8 protein-coding genes are annotated in these 13,017 nt (G+C 72.7%); 4 read left to right on the top strand and 4 right to left on the bottom strand.

Going from position 1 to position 13,017, the window contains the following annotated elements; genetic code table 11:
• Positions 1 to 26: 26 nt before the first annotated feature.
• The gene (locus ABZ945_RS10945) at positions 27 to 1,178 is read right to left on the bottom strand and encodes a TadA family conjugal transfer-associated ATPase (RefSeq protein WP_361266904.1); all 1,152 of its coding nucleotides are present in this window, start codon (positions 1,176 to 1,178) and stop codon (positions 27 to 29) included.
• Positions 1,175 to 2,284: a septum site-determining protein Ssd gene (ssd, locus tag ABZ945_RS10940; RefSeq protein WP_361266902.1), complete on the bottom strand. Its 1,110-nt coding sequence runs from the start codon at positions 2,282 to 2,284 to the stop codon at positions 1,175 to 1,177. The genes ABZ945_RS10945 and ssd overlap by 4 nt, the downstream gene beginning before the upstream one ends.
• A 623-nt stretch (positions 2,285 to 2,907) precedes the next feature.
• On the opposite strand from ssd, the gene ABZ945_RS10935 reads away from it, so the two are divergent.
• Entirely contained in the window at positions 2,908 to 3,738 is an 831-nt protein-coding gene (locus ABZ945_RS10935) for an HAD family hydrolase (protein ID WP_361266900.1), read from the top strand.
• A 451-nt stretch (positions 3,739 to 4,189) separates the two neighbouring features.
• Here the strand turns inward: ABZ945_RS10935 and ABZ945_RS10930 are convergent, their stop codons facing one another.
• On the bottom strand, positions 4,190 to 5,065 hold the full coding sequence (locus ABZ945_RS10930) for an oxidoreductase (RefSeq protein WP_361266898.1): 876 nt from the start codon (positions 5,063 to 5,065) through the stop codon (positions 4,190 to 4,192).
• Between the two features lie 175 nt (positions 5,066 to 5,240).
• Here ABZ945_RS10930 and ABZ945_RS10925 point away from each other — a divergent pair, with 175 nt between their 5' ends.
• On the top strand, positions 5,241 to 6,290 hold the full coding sequence (locus ABZ945_RS10925; RefSeq protein WP_361266896.1) for an ATP-binding protein: 1,050 nt from the start codon (positions 5,241 to 5,243) through the stop codon (positions 6,288 to 6,290).
• Positions 6,291 to 6,369: 79 nt separating this feature from the next.
• Here the strand turns inward: ABZ945_RS10925 and ABZ945_RS10920 are convergent, their stop codons facing one another.
• Positions 6,370 to 7,665 (bottom strand): hypothetical protein, encoded by a 1,296-nt coding sequence (locus tag ABZ945_RS10920; RefSeq protein WP_361266894.1) that lies wholly within the window; start codon positions 7,663 to 7,665, stop codon positions 6,370 to 6,372.
• 515 nt (positions 7,666 to 8,180) lie between these two features.
• On the opposite strand from ABZ945_RS10920, the gene ABZ945_RS10915 reads away from it, so the two are divergent.
• Complete coding sequence (locus ABZ945_RS10915; RefSeq protein WP_361266892.1) at positions 8,181 to 10,694, top strand: SulP family inorganic anion transporter; 2,514 nt, start codon at positions 8,181 to 8,183, stop codon at positions 10,692 to 10,694.
• A gap of 249 nt (positions 10,695 to 10,943) precedes the next feature.
• A complete protein-coding gene (acs, locus tag ABZ945_RS10910) occupies positions 10,944 to 12,899 on the top strand; it encodes an acetate--CoA ligase (RefSeq protein ID WP_361266890.1) in 1,956 nt (651 codons plus the stop codon).
• The last annotated feature ends 118 nt before the right edge of the window (positions 12,900 to 13,017 follow it).

Genomic DNA, 13,017 nt, shown 5'->3' with positions numbered 1-13,017 from the left:
CCCGCTCAGCCCCAGCGCCGGTCCGCTCACCATGTGCCCTCACCCCCGAACAGCGACCGCAGCCGCTCCCAGCCGCGCTCCCGGCGGAACCCCTCGGCCGCCCAGCTCAGCGCCGGGACGGTGGCCACCAACCCGTACCGGTCGCGCTCCAGGACGTGCAGCTCGGCCACCCGCCGCCGCCCGTCCCGGCCGCGGACCATGTGCACCACCACCGCGAGTCCGGCCGCCAGCTGGCTGTGCAGCGCCGCGCGGTCCAGGCCGGCCGCCATGCCCAGGGCCTCTAGACGGGCCGGCACATCGGCGGCGGTGTTGGCGTGCACCGTGCCGCAGCCGTCATGGCCGGTGTTCAGCGCGGCCAGCAGGTCAGCCGCCTCGGATCCACGGACCTCGCCGACCACCAGCCGGTCGGGCCGCATCCGCAGCGCCTGGCGCACCAGGTCCCGGAGCGTGATCTGTCCGGCGCCCTCCTGGTTCGGCGGGCGGGCCTCCAGGCGTACGACATGCGGGTGGGCGGGGCGCAGCTCGGCGGAGTCCTCGGCCAACACGATCCGCTCCCCCTCCCCCGCCAGTCCGAGCAGCGAGGCCAGCAGGGTCGTCTTGCCTGAGCCGGTGCCGCCGCTGACCAGATACGAGACCCGGGCGTCGACCATTGCCCGCAGACAGCGCTCGCCGCCCGGTGGCACCGTCCCGGCGGCGGACAGCTCCGCCAGGGTGAACGCCCTGGGGCGGACCACCCGGAGGGACAGGCAGGTGCAGTCCGCCGCCACCGGGGGCAGCACCGCGTGCATCCGAGTGCCGTCCGGCAGCCGGGCGTCCACCCATGGCCGGGCGTCGTCCAGTCGCCGGCCCGCCGCACCGGCCAGCCGCCGGGCCAGACCGCGTACCGCCGCCGCGTCCCGGAAGACCACCGCCGACAGCTCCAGTCCGGCGCCCCGGTCCACCCAGACCCGGTCCGGCGCCGACACCAGCACATCGGTCACCGCCGGATCGGCGAGCAGCGCCTCCAGCGGGCCGGTACCGACCAGCTCGCACCGCAGTTCCGCCGCGGCGCCGAGCACCTCGGCGTCGCCCAGCAGCCGGCCCTGGGCCCGGAGCGCGGCCGCCACACCCGCCGGTGTGGGGTCCGCCCCGCTCTCCACCAGCCGCTGCCGTACGGCGTCCAGCAGCGCGGCCGTCATGACCGGTCCTCCGCCGTGACGGCCCCGAGGGCGCGCTCCCAGAAGGCCGAGCAGAACCGCCCCAGTGGGCTGCGGGCGCTGCCGCCCGGAGCCTCCCCCGCGTCCAGCGCGGCCCGCAGACCGGGCTCGACGGGCAGCTCACCGGCGAGCGGCAGCCCGAGGGCGCCCGCGACCCACTCCTCGTCCACCCCGGCGGCGTACGGCCCGCGCACCACCAGCCGCAGATCGCGCACCACCATTCCGGCCAGGGAAGCCACCCGCCGGGCACCCGCCACGGCCCTCAGCCCGGCCGGGACCACGAGCAGCCCCAGATCGACCTGGGCCAGCGCCTCCGCCACCGTGTCGTCGATCCGGCGCGGCAAATCCACGACCACCACGCCACCGCGTCTGCGCGCCGCCGCCAGCACCGAGCGCATCGCCTCCGGCACGACGGCCACCGTCTCGCCCCGGTCCCAGCTGAGCACCCTCAGCCCGTGCAGCGCGGGCAGCGACTCCTCCAGGGCGCCGCCGGCCACCCGGCCCTTCGAGGCGGCGAAGTCGGGCCAGCGCATGCCCTGCGCCTGCTCCCCGCCGAGCAGCACATCCAGCCCGCCGCCCAGCGGATCGGCGTCCACCAGCATGGTGCGCCTGCCCTCGCGGGCCGCCGTGACCGCCAGGGCGCAGGCGAGGGTGGACGCCCCCGCACCGCCGCTGCCGCCGATCACCCCGATGGTCAGGGCCTGGCGCCCCACGCCCTCCACGCCGTCGGCGATCCGGTCGACCAGCCAGCTCTCGGCGTCGGGCAGCCGCAGTACGCAGTCCGCGCCGATCTCGACCGCGCGGCGCCACACTCCCGGGTCGTCCTGGTCCCGTCCGACGAGCAGCACCCCGCTGCGCCGGGCCGCGCCCCGGCAGCGGTCCGCCGCGTCGTCGCCCACCAGCACCAGCGGCGCCGCGTCCCAGCTCGCCCGCCGCTCGGGGACCGAGTGGTACACCTCCGGATGGGCACCGGCGGCCGCGCACAGCCGCAGCAGATCGTCCAGCAGTTCGGCGTCCTCGGTCACGATCAGCGGTCCGGCCCGCCGCCGGTCGGCCGCGTCCCCGCCGTCCGCCATGGTTCCGGCCATGGTCTCTCCCCCTTCGTCCGGCGCCGTCCTCGTCCGACGTCGCCTTCGTCCTGCCTGCCTGTGTCCTGTGTGCCTGCGTCCTGCGGCGTTGTGGCGCGCTCGGGAACGGCGCGCTCGGACTCCCTCGGCAGCGGCGGAGGGGCCCGAGATCCGGAAGGAGAGCGTCATTCCGCGCGACACTCCTCCGGACACCGCGGATGCCGCGGACTTCGCTGCCGGAATCAGCGTGGGCGTCCACCGGAAATAAAGTGGATCTTGGTCGATATCTGTGGACGACTCGACCGTTGTGAATATCCCGCTCACCCATACCAGGGACTTCCCCAGCGCAGCCCGACGACTACACTGAGTGACGATGTTGAGGGATGGGGCCGGTCGGCCCAGCAGCACGAGAGGGGGCCCGGAATGAACGATCCAGAGCGGCGCCGGAGGGCGTACATGCGCCCGGACATGCGACGACCCCCGCCGGGGGGGAGAGCGGGGGTCGTCCTCTCCGGACCGACTCGGGGGGGGAGGAGCCGGACCGGGTTAGCACGGTCGCGAACGATCCGTGACTTCCATGGTGTACCCGAGACCCTTCTCAGGCAAACCCACACGCCCCAGCGTACGCCGAATGGCGGCCACCTATGCTCGGGCCCGTGGAAAACCACTCCTCACCGCGCACCGCGGCCTTCTTCGACCTGGACAAGACGGTCATTGCGAAGTCATCGACGCTGACCTTCAGCAAGTCCTTCTACCAAGGCGGCCTGATCAACCGCCGAGCCGTACTGCGGACCGCCTATATCCAGTTCGTCTTCCTGGCCGGAGGCGCCGACCACGAGCAGATGGAGCGGATGCGCGCGTACCTCTCCGCGCTCTGCAAAGGGTGGGACGTCCAGCAGGTGCGGGAGCTGGTCGCCGAGACGCTGCACGACCTCATCGACCCGATCATCTACGACGAGGCCGCCTCCCTCATCGAGGAGCACCACACCGCCGGCCGGGACGTGGTGATCGTCTCCACCTCGGGGGCCGAGGTGGTGGAGCCCATCGGTGAACTCCTCGGCGCCGACCGGGTCGTGGCCACCCGGATGGTCGTCGGCGAGGACGGCTGCTTCACCGGGGAGGTGGAGTACTACGCCTACGGCCCGACGAAGGCGGAGGCCATCAGGGAGCTGGCCGAGGCGGAGGGGTACGACCTGGACCGCTGCTACGCCTACAGCGACTCGGCCACCGACCTGCCGATGCTGGAGGCCGTCGGCCATCCGTACGCGGTCAACCCCGACCGCGCCCTGCGCCGGGCCGCGACCGCACGGGACTGGCCGGTCCTGGTGTTCAACCGCCCGGTGCGCCTCAAGCAGCGGCTGCCCGCCTTCCGGCTGCCGCCGCGCCCGGCGCTGGTGGCCGCGGCGGCGGTCGGCGCCGCGGCCGCGACCGCCGGCCTGGTCTGGTACGCCGCCCGTAAGCGGACAGCCGTCTGACGTCGGGGCCGGACGGATACCGGTCCGGGTGGCCGCCGGGTCCGGCCGCCACCCGGGTCGCCAAGCCATCGCCGTCAAGGCGCCCGCCCATGCCCGCCCCCAGGGTCGGAATCCACCCGCTCCGGACCAGATCGCCCAAAACCGGAGCCAGGGGTTTCGCATCGGGCGGGACGGTAGTACAAAGGAATTAACGGCCCGCGAGACCGAGGACATCCGAGAGGATCACCTGTTGAGCAAGAAGGCCCCACGGACCGAACAGCACGGAAACTGAGCACCCACGCGACGTCGACCCGTCGATTACGGGCCAGCCGCACCAGGCTACGGGCGAAGTACCCGGCCTGATGGGCACATATCGAGGACGCTTGGTAACTCGGCAGACGTGCCAGCGGCGGTACCGATCCCGGTACCGCCGCACCTCTGTCCGCAGACAGCCCCCCGGGCGCAGATCCGCTCAGGCGGCGCCGCGTTGCAGCGCCTCGCAGACCGCGGTGGACTCCCGAACCCCCAGCTCCACCGCCCGCCCGCAGTGCGTGATCCAGGCGCCCATCCCCTCCGGCGTACCCGAGAGATAGCCCTCCAGCGCCGCCAGGTACGCGGCCCGGCCCTGCTCCGCGTGGCCGACCTCGGCCGGGCAGATGGCCTTCGGGTCGAGGCCGCTGCCGATCAGCACGATCCGCTCGGCGGCCCGCGCCACCAGACCGCTGTAGCTGGTGAAGGGGCGCAGCGCCAGGAGTTCGCCATGCACCACGGCGGCGGTGACCAGCGCCGGAGCCTCTCCGCCGGCGACGATCAGCCCGGCCAGGCCCTCCAGCCGGCCGGCCACCTCGGCGGCATCCGGCAGCGGGGCCTCGATCAGCGGCTCGTCGACCGCCTCCCCGGCCTGGCGCGGACGACCCACCGAGCCCGCCGCAGGGGCGTCCGGCAGCACGGCCGTACCGCCGAGCGGCCCGCCCGGCCCGGTCGCCGAGTCGGCGGCCGCCACCAGATGCAGACGCGCCAGCACCCGCATCGGGGACTGCCGCCAGATGGACAGCAACTGCCCGGCCTCGGCGCTCAGCCGCAGCGCGGCGCCGACGGTACGCGCCTCCGGGTCACCGCCGAAGTCGGTGCGCCGGCGCACCTCCTCCAGCGCCCAGTCCGCACCGGACAGCGCCGCCGAGGCGCGGGCGCCTCGAAGGGCCGCCTCGGAGGTGACCTCGTTGCTGCGGCGGCGCATCACCCGGTGCCCGTACACCCGGTCCACGGCCTTGCGGACCGAGTCGACGGCCTCCGGAACCCCGGGCAGCGAGGCCAGAGCGGCCAGCGGATCAGCGGCGTTGGTACTCATAGGCAGCGAGGCTACGCGCCCGCCGACCAGGCCTCTCATCGCCCTGCCAGACAGTGGTGATCGTCATACCGGCCACCGCCGGCCGTCGGGATCCGGCGGCGTGATCCAGGCAGATTTCCCGCAAATCGACCGCACAGTGCGCCTGCCGCGCTACGGAGCGCTACGCTATTTGAACATGAAGATCGCTTTCGTTGGGAAGGGCGGCAGCGGCAAGACCACGCTGTCCTCGCTCTTCATCCGCCATCTCGCAGCCAAGGGCGCGCCGGTCATCGCGGTAGACGCCGACATCAACCAGCACCTGGGCGTCGCGCTCGGACTCGACGAGTCCGCGGCGGCGGCCGTACCGCCGATGGGGGCGCAGCTGCCGCTCATCAAGGACTATCTGCGGGGTTCCAACCCGCGGATCGCCTCCGCCGAGGCGATGATCAAGACCACTCCGCCCGGCGAGGGCTCCCGGCTGCTGCGGGTACGGGAGGAGAACCCGGTCTACACGGCCTGCGCGCGGCCCGTGCGCCTGGACGACGGCGAGGTCACCCTGATGGCGACCGGGCCGTTCACCGAGTCGGACCTCGGGGTGGCCTGCTACCACTCCAAGGTCGGCGCGGTCGAACTCTGCCTGAACCACCTGGTCGACGGGGCGGACGAGTACGTGGTGGTCGACATGACGGCGGGCTCGGACTCGTTCGCGTCCGGGATGTTCACCCGCTTCGACATGACCTTCCTGGTCGCCGAGCCGACCCGCAAGGGGGTCTCGGTCTACCGCCAGTACAAGGAGTACGCCCGGGACTACGGCGTCGCGCTGCGGGTGGTGGGCAACAAGGTGCAGGGCGGGGACGACGTGGAGTTCCTGCGTGCGGAGGTGGGCGACGACCTGCTGGTCACGGTCGGCCACTCGGACTGGGTACGGGCCATGGAGAAGGGCCGCCCCACACCGTTCGACCGGCTGGCGGAGGCGGACCGGCGGGCACTGGGCGCACTCCAGGAGGCGGCGGACGCCTCGTACCACTCCCGGGACTGGGAGCGGTACACCCGGCAGATGGTCCACTTCCACCTGCGGAACGCGGAGAGCTGGGGCAACGCCAGGACCGGGACCGATCTGGCGGCGCAGGTCGATCCCGGCTTCGTCCTCCATGAAGGGCTGGCGACGGGCCCGGGGCAGCCGGCCGGCGGGCAGCGGGAAGGCGCCGTTCCGGCGGGAGCGACCGCCGCCGCCCAATCCGACTGAATTCCCGCTTCCCTGACAGGCCGCCGGCTCGGTGGCCTGTCAGGGTGCGCGCCGGGGTCAGCCCTCCTGGCGGGGCGGGTCAGCCCTCCTGACGGGCGGGCTGGGCTTGTCCGGCCGGGCGGGCGGCGGTAGACGGTGCCGCGCCGGACGGCCGGGCGGAAGCCGGCGGCTGGGCGGCCAGGAACGCCGGCCAGCCGCTCTTGGGAGCCTCGCCGACCTTGAGGGTCCGCATCTTCGCCAGTACCGCCGGGTCCTGGGCGTCCAGCCAGTCGGCCAGCTGACGGAACGACACGCAGCGCACCTCGCTCTTGCCACACACCTTGGCGATGGTCTCCTCGATCGCCCGCATATACGTCTGGCCGTTCCACGACTCGAAGTGGTTGCCGATCACCAGGGGCGCCCGGTTGCCGTCGTAGGCGCGGTCGAAGGCCTCCAGCATGCCGTCCCGGAACTGGTTGCCCCACTCCTGGTGCATCGAGGGGTCGCCCTTGGTCGTGCCGGACTGGTTCACCATGAAGTTGTAGTCCATGGAGAGCGTCTCGAAGGCGCGCCCGGGGACCGGGATCATCTGGAGCGACAGGTCCCACAGGCCGTGGTCCTTGCCCGGCCAGACCTGGTTGTTGACGCCGCTGGTGTCATAGCGCCAGCCCAGGTCGCTCGCGGCGCGGACGAAGTTGGTGCGGCCCTCCAGGCAGGGGGTGCGGGCCCCGATCAGCTCCTTCTCGTAGTCGAAGGGCAGCGGGTTCTCGGCGTTCAGGCCGGAGTTGGTCTTCCACTTCTTCACGAACGCCTTGGCCTGCGCGATCTCGCTCTTCCAGTCCTCGACGGACCAGGTGCCGACACCGCTCTCCGGGCCGCAGAAGTGGCCGTTGAAGTGGGTGCCGATCTCGTTGCCCTCCTGCCAGGCGCCGCGCAGCTCCCGCACGGTGGCCCGGATGCCCTCGGTGTCGTTGAAGCCGATGTCGGAGCGGCCGGGCGAGTGGCCGGGCGCGTCGTAGAGGGTGGACTTGTCCTCCGGCAGCAGATAGACGCCGCTGAGGAAGTAGGTCATGGTCGCACCGTGCTTCCGGCCGACCTGACGGAAGTGCGAGAAGAGCTTCTGGCTGTCCTCTCCGGCCCCGTCCCAGGAGAAGACGACGAACTGGGGCGGCTTCTGACCCGGCTTCAGGCGCTCGGGCCTGCGCAGCCCGGGCTGGATGCCGGTGAACGCGGTCGAGCCGTCGCCGATCAGCCGGACGACGCTCTTGGGGGGCGCGGCCTTCTTGGGGCCGGCCGCGCCCTCGGTGGCGGCGCCACCGAGGGCGCTGCAGCCGGCCAGGCCTGCGGTCAGCGCCACGGCGATCGCGCCGGCAGTGATCCTCTTCGTGGCGGCCATGATCCGCCCACCCTTCTTGGTCCTGGGGATCCCCCCGAGCGCCGCCACCGTCACACCCGAAACGAAGAGAAGAAAATATGACAAGCCGTACTAGACGTACCAATCACCGCATGGGGTGAAAGTGACCCCCAAACGCCTCGAAAAAATTGTCGGAGTCTTTACTCTCCATTACTGTCTGTTTACGCAGAGTTTGAAGTCGGGCCCGTAACCGCAGCGAATCAGCGGACCGGGGCGGCTCCCGCACTGCGCTCCCCCACACCCGAGCCGACCCGGAGGAGACGGAAGCCATGACCGTCTGCACCTCGGCACGGACCGACCGCACCGGACGGTCCGAGCCCGCCTCTCCCCCTTCCCGCGGCACCCGTTTCCGACGGACCCACCGCCGTTCGGGCCCGGGGGAGGAAGGCGGTTCCGGTCGGCGGCGCGACGGCCGGTCCGGCGGGGGCGGCGGCCTACGGGCGCGATACGGCCGTCCCGGCGGCGATGGCCGGCGCTTCCGCGTCCGGGGCGTCGATGTGTCCGCCTCCATCGCCGTCTTCCTGATCGCGCTGCCGCTCTCCCTCGGTATCGCGCTCGCCACCAGCGCCCCGCTCCAGGCCGGCCTGGTGGCGGCGGCCGTGGGCGGTCTGGTGGCCGGGCGGCTCGGCGGGTCACCGCTCCAGGTCAGCGGGCCGGCGGCCGGACTGACCCTGGTCACGGCCGAGCTGATCCAGAAGTTCGGCTGGCGCACCACCTGCGCCATCACCGTGCTCGCCGGTCTCGCCCAGCTCGGACTGTCCCTGCTGCGGGTGGCCCGGTCGGCCCTCGCCGTCTCCCCGGCGATCGTGCACGGCATGCTGGCCGGGATCGGGGTCACCATCGCCCTGGCCCAGCTGCATGTGGTGCTCGGCGGCACCCCGCAGAGCTCGGCCGTGGCCAATGTCCTGGGCCTGCCCGCCCAGCTGGCCGACCTGCATCCGGCGGCCCTCTCCGTCAGCCTGGTCACCATCGCCGTGCTGCTGCTGTGGCCACGGCTCGGTGGCCGGATCGGGCACGCCCTGCGCAAGGCACCGGCCGCGCTGGCCGCCGTCGGCGCCGCCACCCTGCTCGCCGTGCTCGGCGGGATCGCCGTCCCCCGGGTGGAGCTGCCGTCCTGGTCCAGCCACGCCCTGCCCGGGTTGCCCGAGGGCCCGGTGCTCGGCATCGCCACGGGCGTGCTGACCATCACCCTGGTCACCAGCGTCCAGTCGCTGCTGTCGGCGGTCGCCGTCGACAAGCTGGTCGCCGCCCGGCCGGACCCGGCCACCCATGTCCCGCGCTCCGACCTCGACCGGGAGCTGGCCGGCCAGGGCGCGGCCAACATCGTCTCCGGCGCCCTCGGAGGCCTGCCCGTCGCCGGGGTCGCCGTGCGCAGCGTGGCCAATGTGTCGGCGGGGGCGATGAGCCGCCACTCCACGATGCTCCACGGGCTGTGGATCGTGCTGGCCGCCCTCGTCCTCGTCCCCGTGCTGGATCTGATCCCGCTGCCGGCGCTCGCCGCGCTCGTCATGGTCATCGGCGTGCAGATGGTCAGCATCACCCGGATCCGCACCGTCACCCGCCACCGCGAGGCGCTGGTGTACGCGGTGACGGTGAGCGGGGTCGTGCTCATCGGCATCCTGGAGGGTGTGGCCCTCGGCATCCTGGTCGCCGGGGGCACCGCGATGCACCGGCTCACCCACACCCGGATCACCCGGGAGACGGAGGACGGCCTCCAGCGGGTACGGGTGCGGGGCCAGCTGACCTTCCTGGCCGTGCCCCGGTTGAGCCGCGCCCTGCACCAGATCCCGCACGGGGCGCGGGTGGTGGTCGAGCTGGACGGGTCCTTCATGGACCACGCCGCCTACGAGGCCCTCCAGGACTGGCAGACCGCCCACATCGCCCGGGGCGGTCTGGTGGAGATGACGGGCCGGGCGGGGGTACGGATCGGCGAGCGGTCCGCCCGGTCCGCCCGGTCCGCCCGGTCCACCTGCTGCCGACCCTGGACACCCTGGCGCAACCACCACTGCGGCACCCACCCGGCCTCCGCGCCCGAGGAGACCGACGGCGGTGGCCGGGCCACCGGGCAGACCGGCGGCGGTGGCTACCAACTCGCCAGCGGAATCAGCTCGTTCCAGCGTGACACGGCCCCGCTGGTACGCGAGGAGCTGGCCCGGCTGGCCCGGGAGGGGCAGCGGCCCTCACAGCTCTTCCTCACCTGCTCCGACTCCCGGGTGGTGACCAGCATGATCACCGCGAGCGGCCCGGGCGACCTGTTCACCGTGCGCAATGTGGGCAACCTGGTCCCACCGCCCGGCCGCGCGAGCGGTGACGAGAGCGGCGACGACTCGGTCGCCGCCGCCATCGAGTACGCGGTGGATGTGCTGCACGTCCAGTCGATCACCGTCTGCGGCCACTCGGGCTGCGGCGCCATGCAGGCCCTGCTCGACTCGGACGGCGCCCCGGCGGCGGACGGCACCCGGGGAGGGGAAGGCGCCCCGGCGGACGGCACCCGGGCAGGGGACGGCGCCCCGGACGGCGCCCAGGCGGGGGACGGCGCCCAGGCGGTGGTCACGACGCCGCTGCGCCGCTGGCTGCGGCACGGGAAGCCCAGCCTGCTCCGGCTGAGGGACGGCGAGCGCGCCGGAGTCCGGCTCGCGGGCCGGCGACCGGCCGACGCGGTCGAGCAGCTCTGCCTGACCAATGTGGTGCAGCAACTGGAGCATCTACGGGCCCACCCCTCGGTGGCCCGGGGTCTGGCCCTGGGCACGCTGGAGCTGCACGGGATGTACTTCCACGTGGGCGAGGCCCAGGCCTACCTCCTGACGGGTGACCAGGTCGGCGGCGGGGACATGCGGGGCGAGGACATGTGGCCCCTGGACCGGGGGCCGGACCGGGCGCCGGACCGGGGGCATCTGTTCGACCGGGTCACCGCCTCCTCCCCGCCCGCCGCCCAGCCTCCCTCCCTGCCCCCCTCTCCGCCCACCATCCAGCCCTCCTCTCCGCGAGGGCGGGTGATGCCCTCGAAGTGAGCTCTCCGTGAACCTGGGTCCGGTGGGCCCCGTGAACAGGGGAGGCGGCCTCCTCCGTCCACCGCCCGGGAGGAGGGGGTCGCCGTCCGGTCGCACGGGTCACCCATGGGGGTGGCGGACCGCACGGGCGTCCCCTTACCGGCCTCAAAAAGGTCTAAACCAATATGCGGGGGGCTCTTGTCACCCGGGGCTTTCGGCTGATGAGGTATGGGCTGGGACACATAGGACGCCCTGAGAACGGGAGATGTCGTGAGCAACGAAAGCCTGGCCAACCTCCTCAAGGAGGAGCGGCGGTTCGCGCCGCCCGCCGAGCTGGCCGCGCACGCCAATGTGACGGCGGACGCGTACGAGCAGGCCACGGCGGACCGGCTCGGCTTCTGGGCCGAGCAGGCGCGTCGCCTCAGCTGGGACACCGAGCCGACCGAGACCCTCGACTGGTCGAACCCGCCGTTCGCCAAGTGGTTCGCCGACGGCCGGCTGAACGTGGCGTACAACTGCGTAGACCGGCACGTCGAAGCCGGTCACGGCGACCGGGTCGCCATCCACTTCGAGGGCGAGCCGGGAGACAGCCGGGCCCTCACCTACGCCGAACTGAAGGACGAGGTCTCCCGGGCGGCCAACGCGCTGACCGAGCTCGGCGTCCGCAAGGGCGACCGGGTCGCGGTGTATCTGCCGATGATCCCGGAGGCCGCCGTCGCCATGCTGGCCTGCGCCCGCATCGGCGCGGCGCACTCGGTGGTCTTCGGCGGCTTCTCCGCCGACGCCGTCGCCTCCCGCATCCAGGACGCGGACGCCAAGCTGGTCATCACCGCCGACGGCGGCTACCGGCGCAACAAGCCGACCGCGCTCAAGCCCGCCATCGACGAGGCCGTGGCCAAGTGCCCGCAGGTCGAGCACGTGCTGGTGGTGCGCCGCACCGGGCAGGACACCGCGTTCACCGAGGGCCGGGACGTGTGGTGGCACGAGGTCGTGGGCCGCCAGTCCGCCGAGCACACCCCGGAGGCGTTCGAGGCCGAGCACCCGCTGTTCATCCTCTACACCTCCGGCACCACCGGGAAGCCCAAGGGCATCCTGCACACCTCCGGCGGCTACCTCACCCAGGCCGCCTACACCCACCACGCGGTGTTCGACCTCAAGCCGGAGACCGACGTCTACTGGTGCACCGCCGACATCGGCTGGGTCACCGGCCACTCGTACATCGTGTACGGGCCGCTGGCCAACGGCGCCACCCAGGTGATGTACGAGGGCACCCCGGACACCCCGCACCAGGGCCGGTTCTGGGAGATCGTGCAGAAGTACGGCGTCACCATCCTCTACACCGCGCCGACCGCGATCCGCACCTTCATGAAGTGGGGCGACGACATCCCGGCCACGTTCGACCTGTCCAGCCTCCGGGTGCTGGGCTCGGTCGGCGAGCCGATCAACCCCGAGGCCTGGATCTGGTACCGGGAGAACATCGGCGCCGGAAAGACCCCGATCGTGGACACCTGGTGGCAGACCGAGACCGGCGCGATGATGATCTCGCCGCTGCCGGGGGTCACCGAGACCAAGCCGGGCTCCGCCCAGCGCGCGCTGCCGGGCATCGCGGCCACCGTCGTGGACGACGACGCCAACGAGGTGCCCGATGGAGGCGGCGGCTACCTGGTCCTCACCGAGCCGTGGCCGTCCATGCTCCGCACCATCTGGGGCGACGACCAGCGGTTCATCGACACCTACTGGTCGCGCTTCGAGGGCAAGTACTTCGCCGGTGACGGTGCCAAGAAGGACGAGGACGGCGACATCTGGCTGCTCGGCCGGGTGGACGACGTGATGCTGGTCTCCGGCCACAACATCTCCACCACCGAGGTCGAGTCCGCGCTCGTCTCGCACCCCAAGGTCGCCGAGGCGGCGGTCGTCGGCGCCGAGGACGAGACCACCGGCCAGGCGATCGTGGCCTTCGTCATCCTGCGCGGCACGGCCAGCGAGGACGAGTCCCTGGTGGCCGAGCTGCGCAACCACGTGGGCGCCACCCTGGGCCCCATCGCCAAGCCCAAGCGGGTCCTGCCGGTCGCCGAGCTGCCCAAGACCCGCTCCGGCAAGATCATGCGCCGACTGCTGCGGGACGTGGCGGAGAACCGCCAGCTCGGTGACGTCACCACGCTCACCGACTCCTCCGTGATGGACCTCATCCAGTCCAAGCTGCCGAGCGCCTCCAGCGAGGACTGACGGACGAGGACCGCCTGCACCCGGGCCGCCCAGCCCACCGTGACCTCACGGTGGGCTGGGCGCCCTCGTACGTGCGGCGCAGGGCCGGAGCACACCGATCGAGCGCCTTTCCCGGCCA

This window comes from Streptomyces sp. NPDC046887 (assembly GCF_040644755.1).
Classification (GTDB): domain Bacteria; phylum Actinomycetota; class Actinomycetes; order Streptomycetales; family Streptomycetaceae; genus Streptomyces; species Streptomyces lichenis.
This window is presented reverse-complemented; position numbering and strand designations above follow the sequence as displayed.

Coding starts and splice junctions, on each gene's coding strand:
- ABZ945_RS10920 (WP_361266894.1), bottom strand. CDS start 7,665: ATGGCCGCCACGAAGAGGATCACTGCCGGCGCGATCGCCGTGGCGCTG.
- ABZ945_RS10935 (WP_361266900.1), top strand. CDS start 2,908: ATGCTCGGGCCCGTGGAAAACCACTCCTCACCGCGCACCGCGGCCTTC.
- ABZ945_RS10930 (WP_361266898.1), bottom strand. CDS start 5,065: ATGAGTACCAACGCCGCTGATCCGCTGGCCGCTCTGGCCTCGCTGCCC.
- ABZ945_RS10925 (WP_361266896.1), top strand. CDS start 5,241: ATGAAGATCGCTTTCGTTGGGAAGGGCGGCAGCGGCAAGACCACGCTG.
- ABZ945_RS10945 (WP_361266904.1), bottom strand. CDS start 1,178: ATGACGGCCGCGCTGCTGGACGCCGTACGGCAGCGGCTGGTGGAGAGC.
- ssd (WP_361266902.1), bottom strand. CDS start 2,284: ATGGCCGGAACCATGGCGGACGGCGGGGACGCGGCCGACCGGCGGCGG.